Source organism: Fluviirhizobium alvei (genome assembly GCF_030551875.1).
Taxonomy (GTDB): Bacteria; Pseudomonadota; Alphaproteobacteria; order Rhizobiales; family Rhizobiaceae; genus Rhizobium_E; species Rhizobium_E alvei.
On the sequence record NZ_JAUOZU010000002.1, the window covers coordinates 91,085 to 108,785 of the forward strand.

Below are 17,701 nucleotides of genomic sequence, written 5' to 3' on the forward strand. Positions count from 1 at the left end.
TGGCTGTGGTGACTTGACGGTTCAACCCGACAGCATCACCACGGCGGGGTGGCGGTCGGAAAGCGTATCGGCGATCGTGGCCGAAAACAGCACGTCGCGGGTCGCTTCGGCAACGCGGGCGAAGACGTGGCGGATCTCGCATTCCTCTTCGGAGAGGCAGTCATCGCATTTGCGATAGGCGGTCTGCGACAGGCAGGGCAGGGGCGCGATCGGCCCGTCGATCATGCGCAGAACTTCGCCGAAGGTGATCTCCTCGGGCGACTTTAAAAGCAGATAGCCGCCATCGCGGCCGCGGCGCGACATCACCAGTCCGCGATGTTTGAGATCGAGCAGAATCTGTTCGAGAAACTTCTTCGGGATCTTCTGCTGCTCGGCAATCTCGCCGATCAGCATGGGTGTCCCGCCCTCGGCCCTTGCGAGTGCTGCCAGCGCCCTCAGCGCATATTTGGCCTTCTGCGAAATCATCGATCTTTCCCGTCTCTTTGACCGTCACTAATACATAGGTCGGCGGTTGCAAAGCGCGAACGCTCGGAATCGATGCAATTTCCCGCACTTCCGGTCGCTTTTGCCTGCCGCGCTTCAATAGAGGGGCAAGGCCTCGCCAATGACCGCATGAGGCTGCTTTTTTCCGGAATCCGGCTGGGGGAGTGATATTTGCTCCGCACCGGCCAAAGCTCGCAACGGCCTTTCTGTCTGTCGGCACGGCAAAGAGCGATAATGCGTCAACCTTGAAACCGCCTGCTGGACGCAATTGAAATGACGCTGATCAATCTCTCCGCCGAAGCCCAATCCCTCAATGAACGGCTCGCCAGCCTCGATCTCGCCGGTCGACTTGCGCTCGCCGCTTCCCTTGGCGGCCGGGTGGTGTTCACCACCTCGCTCGGCATCGAGGATCAGGTCATCACGCATGTGATCGGCCAGAACCGGTTCGATATCGATGTGGTGACGCTCGAAACCGGCCGGCTGTTTCCCGAAACCGTGGCGCTGATCAGCGAGACCGAAAACCGCTACGGCATCGAGATCAAGCGCTATTTCCCGCTCAAGGAAGATATCGAAGCCTATGCCGCCCAATATGGCCTGAACGGTTTCTATGACAGCGTCGAAGCCCGCCATGCCTGCTGCGGCGTCCGCAAGGTCAAGCCGCTCGCCCGCGCTCTCTCGGGCGCTGCGATCTGGATCACCGGCCTGCGTCGCGGCCAGTCCGGCAACCGTGCCGACACGCCCTTTGCCGAATATGATGCCGAGCGCAACCTCATCAAGATCAACCCGCTCGCCGATTGGGACATCGAGAAGATCAACTGTCTTGTGACGGATGAGGCGGTGCCGATCAACCCGCTGCATGCGCGCGGCTATCCCTCGATCGGCTGCGAGCCTTGCACGCGCGCCATCAAGCCGGGCGAATCCGAACGGGCCGGCCGCTGGTGGTGGGAGAATGACGAGAAGCGCGAATGCGGCCTGCATGTTCCCGATGCAGCGCTGCCCTCGCTGGAATCGAGCGAGCTATAATCGGCCTTCGTCCAGCCCCTCATCCGGCCCTTCGGGCCACCTTCTCCCCGCTGGGGAGAAGAGGCAACCAGAGGATAGGCCGGCAATCAAAAGCAACGCCGCATTCGCTGCGATCCGGAAATCGCAGAGAGCGCGGCGCACTCCCTCTTCTCCCCAGCGGGGAGAAGGTGGCCCGAAGGGCCGGATGAGGGGGTGCCACATGAAAGGAAAGACGATGCACATTTCCGAATTCGACCTGCATACCAAGGACGCACCGGCGCGCCAGCCGCTCGATCCGCATCTGAAGGCGCTGGAAAACGAAGCGATCCACATTTTCCGCGAGGTTGCGGGCGAGTTCGAGCGTCCCGTGATGCTCTATTCGATCGGCAAGGATTCGTCGGTGCTGCTGCACCTGGCCCGCAAGGCCTTCTATCCCGGCCGCGTGCCGTTTCCGCTCCTGCATATCGATACCGGCTGGAAGTTCCCCGAAATGATCGCCTTCCGCGATGAAATGGCGGAAAAGTTCGATCTCGATCTGGTCGTCTATACCAATCCGCGTGGTGCTTCCGAAGGCATTTCGCCCTTCAGCCACGGTTCGGCCTATCATACCGATGTGATGAAGACCGAAGCGCTGCGCCAGGCGCTCGATGCCGGCAAATATGATGCCGCTTTCGGTGGCGCCCGCCGCGACGAGGAAGCCAGCCGCGCCAAGGAACGCATCTATTCCTTCCGCACGCCCGATCACAAATGGGACCCGCGCAACCAGCGCCCGGAACTGTGGAACATCTATAACGGCATGATCCGCCGCGGCGAGAGCGTGCGCGCCTTTCCGCTGTCGAACTGGACCGAAGTCGATATCTGGCGCTACATCCAGGCCGAGAACATTCCGTTGCCGCCACTCTATTTCGCCAAGAACCGCAAATATGTCGAGCGCGATGGCATGCTGATGTGGGCCGAAGATCCGCGCTTTGAGGCGCTGCCGGGCGAACAGGTGCAGGAAGGCATGCTGCGCTTCCGCACGCTCGGCTGCTGGCCGCTCACCGGCGGCATCCGCTCGACGGCCACCACGCTCGACGATGTGATCGCCGAACTCGAAATCGCCACGGTCTCCGAACGTCAGGGCCGCGCCATCGACCGCGACCAGGCCGGTTCCATGGAAAAGAAGAAGCGCGAAGGATATTTCTGATATGAGCACGCCCACCCATCTCGCCGCCGAGACCATTCCCGCGCTTGAAACCGCTCCCGCCGCCCGCGACACCCGCCCGCTGCGCCTCATCACCTGCGGCTCCGTCGATGACGGCAAGTCGACGCTGATCGGCCGTCTGCTCTGGGATACCAAGGCAGTCAAGGAAGACCAGGCTGCGGCGCTGAACCGCGATTCCGGCAAGCAGAACGATCTCGGCCTGCCCGATTTCGCCCTGCTGCTCGATGGTCTGCAGGCCGAACGCGAACAGGGCATCACCATCGATGTCGCCTATCGCTATTTCGCCACCGATCGCCGCTCCTTCATCGTTGCTGACACGCCCGGCCATGAGCAATATACCCGCAACATGGCCACCGGCGCCTCGACCGCCGATCTCGCCGTGCTGCTCGTCGATGCGCGCGCCGGCCTGCTCGAGCAGACCCGCCGCCATGCGACGATTGCAACCTTGATGGGTATTCGCCAGTTCGTGCTGGCGATCAACAAGATCGACCTCATTGGCTATGATCAGGCCCGCTTCAACGAGATCGCCCAGGAATTCCGTGAACTGGCCCTGTCGCTCGGCGTCCGTCAGGTCACCGCCATTCCGGTCTCGGCGCTCAAGGGTGAAAATGTCGTCTATGACGGTCGCGCCTCGATGCCCTGGTACGAGGGGCCGACCATTGTCGAGACGCTTGAAAAGGCCACCGTGCGTTCGAACCAGACTGTCGGCTTCCGCATGAGCGTGCAGCGCGTGTCGCGTCCGGGCGAAAGCTTCCGCGGCTATCAGGGCACCGTTTCCGGCGGCGCCGTCAAGCCGGGCGATTCCATCACCGTGCTGCCCTCGGGCATGGTGGCGAATGTCTCCAAGATCGTCACCTTCGATCTCGTCCGCAATGCCGCCGTTGCTGGCGATGCCGTCACGCTCGTGCTCGATCGCCAGGTCGATATCGCGCGCGGCGATCTCATCGCCTCGGTCGACAGCCTGCCGATGATCGGCCTTGCCTTCGACGCCCAGATCGTGGCGCTACAGCCCGATGGCATCGAGCCCGGCAAGCGTTACTGGCTGAAAAGCGGCTCGCGCCGCCAGCGCGTTCTCGTCGAGCCGGTCAGCCAGCTCGATCTCAAGAGCGGCAAGTGGAACGATGCCGAGCGCCTGCCGATGAACGCGATCGGCAAGGTACATCTTGCCTTCGACGAGCAGGCCGTGTTCGACACCTACGAGCAGAACCGCTCGACCGGTGCCTTTATCCTCATCGATCCGGACACCAACAATACGGTGGCTGGTGGCATGATCACCGCCAAGCGCTCGACGCTCGCCTCGATCCATGGCGACGATGCCCGCGTGGTCCTGTCGCTGCCGGCCGATCTCGCCGACCAGCTGATGAGCGGCGAGGCTTTCGCCGCCCGCCGTGACGAGGTGGAAATCCGCCGCACCACGGCAGCCCGCGCGCTCAAGGCCATCGAAGGGCTGGACGACTGAGAGTTGGGAGGGAAGGGGCCGCAAGGCTCCTTTCCTCTGTCCTGTTTTTGATACACATCAATAGTATTATTTGACACATATCCTTTCTGATTTGGCATCAGTACTGCTGTTTCGAACAAAATATAATTTTAAAAGAGCATTTACCCATATTTAATGTTCGTAAAAAAGCGTTTACTGCTTTCTCATTGCATCATGAGGGAGCCAGGCATGAGCACGCCGACAGATCCGCTTTTTTCCAATCAATGGTATTTGAGTAACCCCTACGCAAACGAATATGACCTGAATGTTCTGGCTGCCTGGAAGGACTATACCGGCGCCGGCGTCAAGGTCATGGTCATGGATAACGGGTTTGACTATACCCATCCCGACCTTTCAGCCAATTACGATACCGATCAGGACTATGACTACGGTGCGGGCGATGACGATGCCGCACCCGTAACGGATGATGACAATCACGGCACCGCGGTTGCCGGCATTATCGGGGCTGCACTCAACGGTACCGGCGTGGTCGGTGTCGCCTATGGTTCGACCCTTTATGGTGCCCGGATCGATTTCGCCGTCTCCGCTGATGTCTGGCGGACCGAGTACGTTACGGCGCTTGCCGATGCCGTGACCAAGGATGTCGGCGTCATCAACATGAGTTTCGGTGCCACCAGCGCTTTCAGCGGCTATGACGGTCTGACCAATCTGGCGCTGCAGAAGGCGGCGCTTGCCGATGCGGTCGCCTCCGGTCGCGATGGTCTCGGCATTGTTCTCGTCAAGTCGGCCGGCAATTCGCGCGGCGACTACACGGAAGTCAACCATGATGCCATGGATGCCGATACGCGTCAGGTCGTGGTGGGCGCTCTCGATCGCAGCGGCTATGTGACGGAATATTCGACGCCGGGTTCGCCCATTCTGGTATCCGCCTTCGGTTCGCCCTATGTCGGCCAGATCTACAGCACCGACCGGCAGGGCACTGCCGGTTACAATGATGATGTGGATGGCGATTACACATCCTCCTTCAACGGAACCTCTGCCGCCGCGCCGATGGTGTCCGGCGTCGTGGCCCTGATGCTCGAAGCCAATGCCGATCTCGGCTGGCGCGATGTGCAATCGATCCTCGCCTATTCGGCCCGCCATGTCGGTTCCAATATCAATGGCGAGAGCCTGTCGGGTTCCGAGCGCAATCTCTGGGGCTGGAATGGTGCGGCCAACTGGAATGGCGGCGGCCTGCATTTTTCCGCCGACTATGGTTATGGCCTCGTCGATGCGCTTGCCGCGGTCCGGCTTGCCGAAAGCTGGACCGACCAGTCCACGAGCGCGAACGAACAGTCGGCATCGCTGGACATGACCGACGCCCTGACCGCGCTCGACGCCAGTGAAATTGCCTTCACGAAAACGATGTCCGACGCAATCGTTGTCGAACGCGTCGTCGTCAGTCTCGATTTTTCAAGCACTTATGTCGGTGATCTCGAACTCTATCTGACAGGGCCGGATGGAACGGAACATCGCCTGATCGCCGATCAGGGCGGCAATGGAGATTTTGATGGTCTATACACTTTCGAAAGCCAGGCCTTCCGTGGCAGCCTGAGCACCGGCGACTGGACGGTTCGGGTTGTCGATGATGAGGCGCCAGATGCGGTCACCGTGCGCGATGCCTTCATCACCGTCTATGGCGCAGCACCCGACGTCGATGACAGCTACATCTACACCAACGAATTTTCCGATTTCACCGACACCCATTCGAAGGCTCTGACGGATGCCGATGGCGGCATCGATCTTCTCAATGCGGCAGCTGTGACCGCAGCGATGACGGTCAATCTCGGCAAGGGAACCGGCAAGATCGATGGCGTGGCGATCACCATTTCCGGCATCGAGAATATCTATGCCGGCGATGGCGCCGACACGCTTTTGGGCAATGCGAGCGTCAATGACATCAACGGCGCCCGCGGCAATGACAAGATCACCGGCAACACGGGCGCCGATATCCTGACCGGCGGCGTCGGTAGCGACGATTTCTTCTACCTGCTGGCGGCGGATTCGACGGTCGGTGCTGGGCGCGACGAGATCACCGATTTCAGGCGCAAGACCGACGATATCGATCTCTCGGCCATCGATGCCCAGACCGGCAGCGGCAATCAGGCCTTTGCCTTCATCGGCGACGATGCCTTCGGCCGCAAGGCCGGGCAGCTGCATTTCATCCAGAAGGACAATGCCGGCACCGATAACGATTTCACCCTCGTCGAGGGCGATATCGATGGCAACGGCAAGGCCGATTTCCAGATCGAGCTCGCGGGCCTCATCAATCTGGCCAAGGGCGATTTCATTCTGTGACGGACAAAGGGCGGCCCGGGTGAAAGCCCGGGCTGCTTTCACCCGTTGCGCAGGATGCGCGCGGCAAGTCTCGGCGACAGCCGGTTGATCAGTCGCAACAGGTGCGTGTTGCCGACCCAGATCTCGTTTTGGCCCCTCTCGATCCCTTCGACGACGTCGCGCGCCGCGCGGGCGGGCGCAAGCTTGCGGCCATCGCGTCCCTCGGTCATCGCCGTGTCGGTATAGGCCATGATCGCCTCGATGACGCGAATGGTCGGCGCGGCATCCTCGCCGGCCAATTGCATGCGTTAAATAGCAGATCGACACAATATTAAAAGCTACGGCGGAAAAAGAGTAAAATAGGGGAAGTTACCGCTAATTGCAGCGGATTAAATAAGACGATTTTAAATTAAGTAAATCTCATCGGCGAGAAATCACTAATTTTTGGAAAATAGGCTGAAAACGTCATCTATAACGAGATCACAACGTGTACTATTGGAGATGTACTTTATGACGCCTCCGTCTCCAAGTAAAAAAGAGCCAGCGGCGCACGATCCTATTTCAAAAACAGCCGTCTTACGGAAAAGATTCACATTGACGCCTCCTTTTCGCCTTGCAGAAGGTGCAAATAAAAAGTCAATATTCTTTTCTCTAGCTTCCTTTGCTACCCTCCAACAATAACTATAATCTGTTGGGTGTACCAATTCTGGCTTGTCCGCGACCGCGTTAACTAATGATAATCCGACGCCCTCAAAAGTTACTTGGTACTCTATGCACTCAACTTCAGTAGGGCGCGCACTCTTCGAAAAAATGGATGTATATACCCAGTATCCTTTCTCTGAGACAGCGGTATCAACTGATGTTGCTGTGTAGAGAACTGGCCACTCTCCGTTAGAGTACCGAGAAGCGCTTTTACTCCCACCAAGAACATATTCAGCGTTTGAAAATGCGGCGGTCATTAAATCTACTGATCCTCCAGCTTGGCTGGAGCCGGGAAGTCCATAGGATGAGAGCGCATTAACCGGCATAGGGGCTAAGGCAATCCTAACGGTGGTCTCTCTGGAAGCTGCCATTATAATCTCTTCAGTCAACGATACGACGCATCAATCCTGCAACAGAAGCAAGCCTATGTTGATGTCCTGAGAAAATCCCATCCCAGGGTGTTCCATCATCACCGAGGCCGCTATCAGATTCCCGTAACCACGCTATCTCAGTGGTTGGGTCGTTTCTACGAAATATTCTTACGAGAGATTCTTTTATAAAGATAATTAACTTCACTCTATCGCGCGCATCGATCGAAGCGTCGGCTTCAATTTTTCTGAATTGCGCCTGCCAGTCCGCCACTTCACCATCATAGCCGAACGCGCGAGCCACTAGCTTAACATCATAGCCCGCCCATTCTTGGACAATCATTTCGGCGGCTCTAACATCACGCCTCCAGTTAACGAGAAACAACTTCTCCGCCTTCGAGCGAACAAATTGTTCGAAATCTACAATATTGTCCTTATGTATGTATCCAACATCTGAGCCCTGGGCTCTTGATCGCCGTAGCTGTTCTTCGGCATGCTCGGAGAGTTTGAAGCCAGTTAAAAGTGCCGGATGAATGTCTGATCTATCGAGACGAGGAAGCCAGCCGCGGATGATTGCAAGTCCAACATTCTCGCAATTATCAGTTCTTGAGCCAGGCAATCCAAGCTCGCGGAGATCATAGACATCGGCAATATGTTGGTCAAGAAAAAGTATAAGATCTGTCGTCTTGGAAATTACGTCTGCCAGCTCAGATAGATCAGAAACAATAATTGTTCGCGCGCCAATTTCACTCAATATTATTTGGTGTTTTTCTATTGATGCTGGTTGATCGTCAAATATAACGACAGAACAAGATGACATTCGGCTCCCCAAGTTTTTATTCAATGATGGCATTTGCTCAAGACTCCCACCTTACAATTGTATGTGGAAAAGCAAGTGTGAAGTTAGACCATATTATGCTGCTTTCTGGTCGCATCGATTCATCGTATGTGTACCGTATATGATACTCTTCGCAGATGTCGCGCACTACTGTAAGCCCTATTCCTTCACCGGGTGCCGAAGATTCGCGTGCACGAATTCCGCGGTAGTTTCGTGTCCATATTTTTTTTTGCTCCGCTGCGGATAGGCCATAACTAGTATTGGAAATCTGGACTATAGCATTCGAGGTTCCTTTTTCGCGGCTGACGGTCGCTCGGACAGTTCCTTCTGGGATGGAATACTTAATTGCATTTGAAATGAGATTTTCTATTATCTCTCTGAAGTGAATTTCCGCCATAACAAGATCGAAGCGCCCATCTAGGTAGCGTGTAGGACTTAGAGAAATACGATGGAGCGGCTGCTGCCTTATTAGCGGCTGCGCTACAGAATTGAATTCATCCTGAAAGTTTATAGAAGTTGCCTTGCGGCGCATTTCCCGAATGGCATCAAGATACTTGTCGCTCTTTGCTGTTTCCAGCACTGTGGTTAAGGCTTTGCGTAGATCCGCAATACTACGCTGAAGAATTATATCATAATTCTCGTGGCTCCGTAGCCGTCGTTCGATCGCGTCAACAGATCCTTTGATGCTGGTAGTGGCATGGCGAATTTCGTGGCCCATTAGGCGACGCTCTCCTCGCACCAGTCTTACTTCGCTCCATAACAGTTGAAATAATGCGGACAAGTGAATTAACAGTGGCGGCAATCGAGCTTTGAGGCGACTTATATCCGGAGGGTGGGTGAAATATAATGAAATAAATGCGAAAGGCTCGCCACGGTCATCAAACATTGGGGAAAGGCTAATGTAAGATATGCTTTGGGAAGTTAACTCACAAGTATATCTTTTCGATAGCCATTTGTCATCGAATGGCGCGTCGCCAATCTTTCCGATTACGGTTGTTCGGGATTCGAATGCCCTACTTGCAACTACGTGTGGATCTTCCAAGGAAACATAGACGCGTTTCTGCGCTATTTGTTCGGCAAGATCGGGTCGATTGTATACTGCGTGAGGCCAGAATTCATCTTGAGTTTGTTCGTCGCGAATCCATAGAATAGAAGAAGATGCTTTGAAAAAATTCGCCACCATAGTTAGAATATAGTCGGGAGTTTTCCAGCTTGTCGTGCAAGCCGCAAGCAGATTTGACAGGGTGTCTTTCGAAGTTCGCTTTCGACGCCGAGAACGACGTACCTGTCCATCTGCCTTATTCGCAGATGTTGCTGTGGTGTGATTTTGATCGGTCACTAAAGGTCGTAATTTCCCATCCATCAGCTTACAATAGTACTGAAAGCTAACAACGAGCAAGAGGCATCACCACATACAACGAAGCTTTCTCAGCGTTCCAGCATTGCCTTGCCGAAATAGCTCGTCAGCGGCCGCACGAGATAGTCGTAAGGGGTGCGTTCGGTGGTGCGGATGAAGGCTTCCACCGGCATGCCGGGCTTCAGCATCTGGTTTTTGAAATAGTGCAACTCGTCGGGATTGATCTCGACTGTGGCGGTATAATAGCTCTGGCCGGTCCGTTCGTTGGTCACGATATCGGCGGATACGAAGGTCACCTTGCCCTTGACGTCAGGCGTATGGCGGCGGTCGAACGCATCGACGCGCACGATCGATTCCTGGCCCATCCGCACCTGATCGATCTGCGAAGGCGGCAACTGCACCCTCACCACCAGCTTCACATTGTCGGGCACAATTTCGAGGATCGGTTCGGCGGCGCGCACCACGGCGCGCAACGCATGCACCTGCATGTTGAAGACGCGCCCCTCGGTCGGTGCCTTGATTTCCACGCGCGACAGCGTTTCGAGAATGGAGTTGCGGCGCTCGCGCAGTTCGGCGATGCGGGCATCGTTTTCGCCGAGCGTCTTGATCGCCTCTTCGCGCATCTGGGCGGCGACATTGATGCTGCTGAGTTCGACTTCGGCAATCCGTGCCTTGGCCTCGGCAATCGAGGCGCGCGTCTGTTCGGCTTCGCCATGCGCCTGGGCAAGATCGCGCTCGAGCGCAATCACGCGGCTCTTCTGGGTCAGGCCCTGCGCCAGCAGCTTCTTCTGGCCGGAAAGATCGTCTTCGATGAATCTCGCCTGCTTTTCGAGCGCCGCCTCGCGGGCAATCAGACCGTCGATCTGTTCCTGCACCTGCGATTGCCGTTCCTTGAGCTGGTCCATCTGCTGGTCGCGCGTCAGACGCCGGGCAATCAGAAGGTCGGACTGGCTGCGGATGATTTCCTGCGCCCATGGATCGGTCTTGGCGCGCTCCACCAGTTCGGGGTCGAAAACCGGCTTCGGCGCCTCATCCTGTTCGGCAATCAGGCGGGCACGCGTGCCGAGCAGCGGAAAGAGCTGGCTTTCCACAACGCCGAGTTCGGCCTTGTCGAACGTGTCGTCGAGCACCAGAAGCGTTTGTCCGGCCTTCACCGTGTCGCCATCCTTGACGAGCAGTTTGCCAACCACGCCGCCGGTCGCATGCTGCACCACCTGGCGCTTGCTTTCCACTTCCACCACGCCCATGCCGACGACGGCGCCGGCAAGCGTCGTCTGGGTCGCCCAGGCACCAAGCCCGAATACGAGAATGCCAACGGTGATGAAGCCGATGATCAGGTATCGCTTCATGCTCCAGGCGGAAGATGAGGAAGTGATGTCGCTCACGCCTTGCTCTCCCCGTTGCTGTCATCCTTCGGCTTGTCGGTCGCATCCTTGTCGGGCGTGCCGCCCGGACCCGGATTGCCGCCGGGCGGATTGTTGGGGGCTCGACCGACACCGGGAATGAGGCCGGTGCCGAGCAGGCCGGGCAGCGGCGGCAGCATGCCGCCGGGTGCAGACCCACCCGGTGCGGGACCATTGGGTGCAGGCCCGCGCGGACCTGCGGCCGGCGGCTGGGCGCCGCCATTGGCGGCCGGCGGCTGGCCGGGTGGCGTAATTTGCTGGTAATTGCGCAGATGCTGCTTGAGAACCTCATCGCGCGGACCGAAGGCAACGCGGTTGCCGCCCTCGAGGATGAGGATCAGGTCGCATTCCTCGATCGCGGCCGGGCGATGCGCCATGATGACGACCGAACGGCCTTCCTTCTTGGCATTGCGGATGGCGATGTTGAGCGCCATCGACCCTTCGGCGTCGAGATTGGCATTCGGCTCGTCGAGCACCAGCAGAACCGGGTCGCCATAGAGCGCCCGCGCCAGACCGATGCGCTGCTTCTGGCCGCCCGAAAGCCGCTGGCCGGTGGCCGGCAGTCTGGTGTCGTAACCGCCCGGCAGTTTCAGAACGAGATCATGGGCCGCCGCCTTCTGGGCCGCATCCACCACCTTTTCCGAATCCGGCTCCAGCTGCAGGCGGGCGATGTTTTCGGCGATCGTGCCTTCGAACAGCGCCACCTCCTGCGGCAGATAGCCGACATAGTTGGCGAGATCGTCTATGCCGTACTGGTCGATGGCCGCGCCATCAAGACGCACCTTGCCGGCCTGGATCGGCCAGACACCGGTAAGCACGCGCGCGAGCGTCGACTTGCCTGAGCCCGACTGGCCGATGACGCCGAGCGCCTGGCCGGGCCGGAGCTCGAAGGACAGGTTGCGCAAGGTCGGCATCCGTTCGCCGGGCGGCACGACGGAAATATTCTGCACGTCGAGAATGGCACGCGGACGCGGCAGCGCCGTGCGGGAGGATTCTGGCGGAACCTTGGTCAGAACATCACGCAGGCCCTTGGCACCCTGCCAGGCGCGCTGGATCAGCGCCCATTGCGCGATCAGCGTTTCGATCGGCGCCAGCGCGCGACCGATGATGATCGAGCTCGCCAGCATCGCACCCGAGGTGATGTGGCCCTGAATGGCAAGCCAGGCACCCATGCCGAGAATGGCCGATTGCAGGAAAATGCGGAAGGTCTTCGAGGTGGTGGCGTAAAAGCCGTTATTGTCGGAATAGTGAATGTTGGCCTCAAGCGCACCGGAGCGCAGCGTCCGCCAGCGTTCGGCGGTCGAGCCGCGCATGCCGAGCGCACGGACCGTATCGGCCTCGCGCTGCATGGTCGCCGTCATTTCTTCCGAAAGACGCGAGGCATTCATCGCCTTTTCCTGGTCCTGCTTGGTGCCGTTCTGGTTGAGCCAGGTGAGCGTGATCAGGATAAGGCCACCGACAACGCCGACGATGCCCATCAGCGGATGGAAGAGGAAGATGATGATGACGAAGACGGGTGTCCACGGCACGTCGAAAACCGAGAAGACGGCCGGCGAGGACAAGGTGCGCTGGACCGAATCGAGGTCGCGCATCGCCGTCGTCGTGTTGATGCCCTGCGATGCCAGCATCGTCCGGTCGATGACGATTCGGTAGACACGCATTTCGAGATTGGACTGGAAGCGGGCACCGATTCGGGCAGCGAGTCGCCCGCGCATGTGGTCGAGCACGCCCATGATCGCGTAAAGCACAATCAGAAGCAGCGTCAGCACCACGAGCGTCGGCTCCGAACGGCTGGTCAGCACGCGGTCATACACCTGCAGACTGTAGATGGAACCCGTCAGAACGAGGATGTTGACGAAGAAGGAGAAAATCCCGATCGCCAGGAATGCCGACCTGCAGTCGGCCAATGCGGCGCGCAGTTCGTCCGCTCCGTTCTTGAAAGGGGCAGTGCTCAAATCGGCCTCGCTCGGAAAAACATGACTTTTCTACACAGGATTTACAAAATCGGGAGCTCGAGCACCAGACATGATTTTCTCGTACCGCCAAGCCATAGCACGGGCAACCGGCATTAACTCTGTTTACCAACAACAATCAACAGAAAAAGCCTTTTGTTAACCAGTGCAAATGTGCCGCCGCGAAGAATTATGAAAGGTGAAACTGTAAAGCCATACCGGGTGCCGATTGCGGCGATGCTGGACGTCCGAATTGACCGAGGTCAAGGCTTTGCCGGTCCGGCTTGATAGACGTTAGGTTGTGCGCAAGACCTCGGCTGGCAAAGGAGCGGGATCGATCATGGCCGAAATCGTATTGTCCGCCCGCAATGTCACGAAATCCTACCAGACCGGCGAGGTCGAGGTGAAGGCGCTTGCGGGTGTCGATCTGGCGTTGCAGGAGGCGGAAGTCGCCGTCCTGCTCGGCCCGTCCGGCTCGGGAAAATCGACGCTTCTCAACATCATGGGCGGGCTCGACACTGCCACGTCCGGCGAGGTCTTCTTCCGCGATCATGATCTGACACATTCGTCGGAACGGCAGCTGACGCGCTACCGGCGCGACCATGTCGGTTTCGTCTTCCAGTTCTACAATCTCATTCCCTCGCTCACCGCCTGGGAGAATGTCGCGCTCGTGACCGAGATTTCCCGCCATCCGATGAAACCCGAAGAGGCGCTGTCCATGGTGGGGCTGAAGTCGCGGCTCGATCATTTTCCGGCCCAGCTTTCCGGCGGCGAACAGCAGCGGGTGGCGATTGCGCGCGCCATCGCCAAGCGGCCGGACCTTCTTCTCTGTGACGAGCCGACCGGCGCGCTGGATTCGAAGACCGGTGTCCTGGTGCTCGAGGCGCTGCTGCGCATCAATGCCGAACTCGGCACCACCATCGCCATCATCACCCACAATGCCGGCATCCGCCAGATCGCCCATCGCGTCTTCAGCTTCCGCGACGGCCGCATTGCCGACCAGACCGTCAACGATCATCGCATCACGCCCGCCGAGGTCAGCTGGTAATGGCCGTTCTCGATCGGAAACTGATGCGGGATCTCTGGCGCATGCGGGTGCAGGTGCTGGCGATCGCGCTTGTCATGGCCTGCGGCGTCGCCACTATCGTCACCGCGCTCGGCGCCCATCGTTCGCTGCTCGAAACCCGGTCTGCCTTTTACGACCGCTACCGTTTCGCCAATGTCTTTGCCACCGTCACTAGGGCGCCCGATGAAATCGGTGATCGGCTGGCGGCCGTCTCGGGCGTCGGCGGCATGGAACTGCGCATCGTAAAGGCGGCGATCCTCGATATCGAAGGCATGGCGGAACCGGCGGCCGGCGTTGCCGTCTCCATCCCCGATCGCGGCGAACCCGCAGTCAACCGCCTCTATCTCAGGGCCGGCCGTTTGCCGGATGCGTCCCGCGAGGGCGAGATCGCGGTGGTGGAGAATTTCGCCAAGGCGCACCGGATGGAGATCGGCAGCCGGTTCCGTGCCATCATGAACGGCCGCAAGCGGCTCCTGACGGTCACCGGCATCGTGCTGTCGCCGGAATATATCTATTCGATCGGCCCTGGCGACATGGTGCCCGACCAGCGCCGTTTCGGCGTCTTCTTCATGCCGAAATCCGCGCTCGCCGGCATCTTCGACATGCAGGGCGCCTTCAATGACGTCGCCTTAAGAGTACTGCGCGGCGCCTCCGTTCAGACCGTCATCGACCAGCTCGATGCGATCCTCAAACCCTATGGCGGCACCGGTGCCTATGAGCGTACCGATCAGGTCTCGCATTCCTTTCTCGATAACGAACTGGTGCAGCTCAGGGCCATGGCCACGGTCATCCCGCCGGTGTTCCTGTTCGTCGCCGCCTTCCTGGTCAACATGATCCTGTCGCGCCTGATCGCGCTCGAACGCGAGCAGATCGGGCTTTTGAAGGCGGTCGGCTATTCCGACCTGATGATCGCCTGGCACTATGTGAAATTCACCATCGTCATCGCGCTCGTCGGCCTGCTCATCGGTTCGGTGGCCGGCAACTGGCTGGGCCGCGCCATGACGCGGCTCTATACGGAATTCTTTGCCTTTCCATTTCTGATCTTCCTGCAGAGCGCCGATCTTTATCTGATTGCCGCTGGCGTGACGGTCGCAGCGGCCATCGCCGGCGCCTTGCGGTCGATCCTTTCGGTGGTGGCCTTGCCGGCTGCCGTTGCCATGAAACCGCCGGCGCCGACGCGCTTCCGCAGCCTGTTCGGCGGTCGGGGCCTGGCGCTCAGAATGTTCTCGCAGCTGACGATCATGGCCGCCCGCAACATGATCCGCTGGCCCTTGCGCACCGTCACCACCATTTTCGGCACCTCGCTTTCGGTGGCGCTGCTGGTGACGGCCCTGTTCTCCTTCGATTCCATTGCCTACATGATCGATACGGTCTTCTTCCGCGCCGAGCGGCAGGATGCGATCCTGAGCTTTGCCACCGCCCGCACGCCGGATGCACTCGATGCGCTCAAGCGGCTGCCCGGCGTCATGAAGGCAGAGCCCTATAGGGCCGTCTCCGTCATCATGCGCCGCGGCCAGCACGAGCGGCGGCTGGCGATCAGCGCAATCGCCGAGGGCGGCGATCTTGCCCAGATCCTCGATACCGATCTGCGCGCCGTCACTCCGCCATCGACCGGGCTGATGGTGTCCGAACGGGTCGCCGCGATCTTCGAGCTCGGCATCGGCGACCCTGTCGAGATCACGGTGCCGGAGCTCGGCAATCGCCGCTTCAGCGTACCGGTCACGGCTGTGGTGCAGAGTTTCGTGGGGCTCAGCGTCTATATGGATGGGAACGCCCTTTCAGCCCTTCTGGGCGAGGGGCCGCGCATTTCAGGTGCGCGTATTTCCATCGACAGGCAAAAGCTTCCCGATCTCTATGCTGCGGTCAAGAACACGCCGGCCATCGCCAGCATCGCGCTTCTCGGCATCTCGCGCGAACGTTTCCGCGAGACGATCTCGCAGAACATCACCATGATGACGACGGTCTATAGCGTGCTGGCGATCATCATCACCTTCGGCGTTATCTATAATTCCGCCCGCATTACGCTCTCGGAACAGGCGCGCGAACTCGCAAGCCTCCGCGTGCTCGGTTTCACCCGCATGGAAGTGTCGAGCGTGCTTCTGGTCGAGCTCTTCACCATCGTTCTGGTGGCGCAGCCGGCCGGCTGGCTCATCGGCTCGCTCTTTGCCCGCGCCATGGTCAAGGGCTTCGAAAGCGATCTCTTCCGCATCCCGTTCATCATCAACAATTCGACCTATGCGATCGCCAGCGCGATCGTGCTGACGGCCGGTCTTTTTTCGGCGCTGATTGTCCGCCGCCGCATCGACCGGCTCGATCTGGTCTCCGTTCTCAAGACGAGGGAGTGACATCATGGACGCCACCTGGATCAAGCGCATCGGCCTCGCCGCACTCGGCCTCGGCGTTGTCGGCGCCATTGCCTGGACCATGCGGCCGCAGCCGGCGCTCGTCGATATCGGCGCGGTCGTCAAGGCGCCGATGCGGGTGACGATCACCCAGGAGGGGCGCACCCGTGTGCGCGAGATCTACACGATCTCGACGCCCATCACCGGCCATCTGTCGCGCACCATTCTCGATGTGGGCGATCCGGTCGAAGCGAACAAGACCGTCATTGCCGCGATCCACCCACTGGAGCCGCCGCTGATCGACAATCGCACCGAGACCGAACTGATCGCCGCGCGTGAGGCTGCCCGAGCGGCCGTCGTCATCGCCGAGACCGATTATGCCCGCGTGATGGCCAGCCTCGATCTCGCGGTCAAGGCGATGGAACGCGCAAGCCGCCTTTCGGCGACCGGCGTGATTGCCGAAAGCACCATGCAGAAGGCCGCCGGCGAAGTCTCCGTCCTGAGGGCGCAGGTGCAATCGGCCCTGTCTTCCATCAATCTCAGGCGGGCGGAGCTGGAAAGCGCCGAGGCGCGCCTTCGTCAACCCGACCGCAAGGACATGAACTCAGGCGACAAATGCTGTGTTGAACTCACCGCGCCGGCGAGCGGAACCGTGCTCGAAGTCTATGCCAAGAGCGAACAGCCCGTAGCCGTCGGCGCCAAGATCGCCGATATCGGCAATCCGCGTGATCTCGAAGTGGTGGTCGATCTCGTTTCCGCCGATGCCGTCCGCGTCAAGCCGGGCGATCAGGCGTCGATCGTCGACTGGGGCGGCGACCGTCCGTTGAAAGCCACGCTCCGCCGCATCGATCCGGCCGCCTTCACCAAGGTCTCGGCGCTCGGCATCGAGGAACAACGCGTCAATGCCGTCTTCGATCTCGGCGAGAGCGATCCGCGCCTTGGCCATGGTTTCCGCATCTATGCCGAAATTGCCGTCTGGCAGGGCGAGAATATCGTGCAGGTGCCCTTGAGCGCGCTCTTTCGCACCGGCAACGACTGGACTGTGTTCGTGCTCAAGGATGGGGTGCTCGCACGCCGCACGGTTCGCATCGACCATATGAACGATCAGGCGGCGGAGGTGCTCGAAGGGCTTGCACCCGACGAGAAGGTCGTGCTCCATCCGGGCGATACGCTTGCCGATGGCATGGCGGCCGAGATTCGCAGCCAGTAAGCCAGACGGGAGCCCAACGG

General features: G+C 59.2%; 14 protein-coding genes. 7 read left to right on the forward strand and 7 right to left on the reverse strand.

The genetic code is table 11. The features are described 5' to 3' along the window. Positions 1–21: 21 nt before the first annotated feature. Positions 22–465: an RrF2 family transcriptional regulator gene (locus Q4481_RS03285; RefSeq protein ID WP_304374856.1), complete on the reverse strand. Its 444-nt coding sequence runs from the start codon at positions 463–465 to the stop codon at positions 22–24. A gap of 291 nt (positions 466–756) precedes the next feature. Here Q4481_RS03285 and Q4481_RS03290 point away from each other — a divergent pair, with 291 nt between their 5' ends. The 4 genes from Q4481_RS03290 (at position 757) to Q4481_RS03305 (ending at position 6,464) form a co-directional block, all read left to right on the forward strand. Beyond that, on the forward strand, positions 757–1,506 hold the full coding sequence (locus Q4481_RS03290) for a phosphoadenylyl-sulfate reductase (protein ID WP_304374857.1): 750 nt from the start codon (positions 757–759) through the stop codon (positions 1,504–1,506). Positions 1,507–1,720: 214 nt separating this feature from the next. After that, positions 1,721–2,671 (forward strand): sulfate adenylyltransferase subunit CysD, encoded by a 951-nt coding sequence (gene cysD, locus Q4481_RS03295; RefSeq protein WP_304374918.1) that lies wholly within the window; start codon positions 1,721–1,723, stop codon positions 2,669–2,671. Position 2,672: 1 nt separating this feature from the next. Beyond that, complete coding sequence (gene cysN, locus Q4481_RS03300; protein WP_304374858.1) at positions 2,673–4,148, forward strand: sulfate adenylyltransferase subunit CysN; 1,476 nt, start codon at positions 2,673–2,675, stop codon at positions 4,146–4,148. Between the two features lie 207 nt (positions 4,149–4,355). Further along, the gene (locus Q4481_RS03305) at positions 4,356–6,464 is read left to right on the forward strand and encodes a S8 family serine peptidase (RefSeq protein WP_304374859.1); all 2,109 of its coding nucleotides are present in this window, start codon (positions 4,356–4,358) and stop codon (positions 6,462–6,464) included. Positions 6,465–6,502: 38 nt separating this feature from the next. On the opposite strand, the gene Q4481_RS03310 is transcribed toward Q4481_RS03305, so the two are convergent. The 6 genes from Q4481_RS03310 to Q4481_RS03335 form a co-directional block, all read right to left on the reverse strand. Continuing rightward, positions 6,503–6,748 carry an SDR family oxidoreductase gene (locus tag Q4481_RS03310; RefSeq protein ID WP_304374860.1) on the reverse strand — a complete coding sequence of 82 codons (246 nt, stop codon included), beginning with the start codon at positions 6,746–6,748 and terminating at the stop codon, positions 6,503–6,505. 132 nt (positions 6,749–6,880) lie between these two features. After that, positions 6,881–7,516, reverse strand: coding sequence for an RES family NAD+ phosphorylase (locus Q4481_RS03315; RefSeq protein ID WP_304374861.1), 636 nt, complete (start codon positions 7,514–7,516; stop codon positions 6,881–6,883). Positions 7,517–7,526: 10 nt separating this feature from the next. Then, positions 7,527–8,366, reverse strand: a complete 840-nt coding sequence (locus Q4481_RS03320; RefSeq protein ID WP_304374862.1) for a hypothetical protein — start codon at positions 8,364–8,366, stop codon at positions 7,527–7,529. Between the two features lie 4 nt (positions 8,367–8,370). Continuing rightward, positions 8,371–9,690 carry a sensor histidine kinase gene (locus tag Q4481_RS03325; RefSeq protein WP_304374863.1) on the reverse strand — a complete coding sequence of 440 codons (1,320 nt, stop codon included), beginning with the start codon at positions 9,688–9,690 and terminating at the stop codon, positions 8,371–8,373. A gap of 89 nt (positions 9,691–9,779) precedes the next feature. Beyond that, a complete protein-coding gene (locus tag Q4481_RS03330) occupies positions 9,780–11,093 on the reverse strand; it encodes an HlyD family type I secretion periplasmic adaptor subunit (protein ID WP_304374864.1) in 1,314 nt (437 codons plus the stop codon). Further along, positions 11,090–13,066: a type I secretion system permease/ATPase gene (locus Q4481_RS03335; protein WP_304374865.1), complete on the reverse strand. Its 1,977-nt coding sequence runs from the start codon at positions 13,064–13,066 to the stop codon at positions 11,090–11,092. The genes Q4481_RS03330 and Q4481_RS03335 overlap by 4 nt, the downstream gene beginning before the upstream one ends. A 337-nt stretch (positions 13,067–13,403) precedes the next feature. Here Q4481_RS03335 and Q4481_RS03340 point away from each other — a divergent pair, with 337 nt between their 5' ends. From Q4481_RS03340 to Q4481_RS03350, 3 genes are read left to right on the forward strand one after another with little or no spacing between them, the layout of a single operon-like run. Further along, on the forward strand, positions 13,404–14,111 hold the full coding sequence (locus tag Q4481_RS03340; protein WP_304374866.1) for an ABC transporter ATP-binding protein: 708 nt from the start codon (positions 13,404–13,406) through the stop codon (positions 14,109–14,111). Continuing rightward, the gene (locus Q4481_RS03345; RefSeq protein WP_304374867.1) at positions 14,111–16,474 is read left to right on the forward strand and encodes an ABC transporter permease; all 2,364 of its coding nucleotides are present in this window, start codon (positions 14,111–14,113) and stop codon (positions 16,472–16,474) included. Before Q4481_RS03340 ends, Q4481_RS03345 begins: the two co-directional genes overlap by 1 nt. A gap of 4 nt (positions 16,475–16,478) precedes the next feature. Further along, positions 16,479–17,681, forward strand: a complete 1,203-nt coding sequence (locus Q4481_RS03350; RefSeq protein WP_304374868.1) for an efflux RND transporter periplasmic adaptor subunit — start codon at positions 16,479–16,481, stop codon at positions 17,679–17,681. Positions 17,682–17,701: the final 20 nt, after the last annotated feature.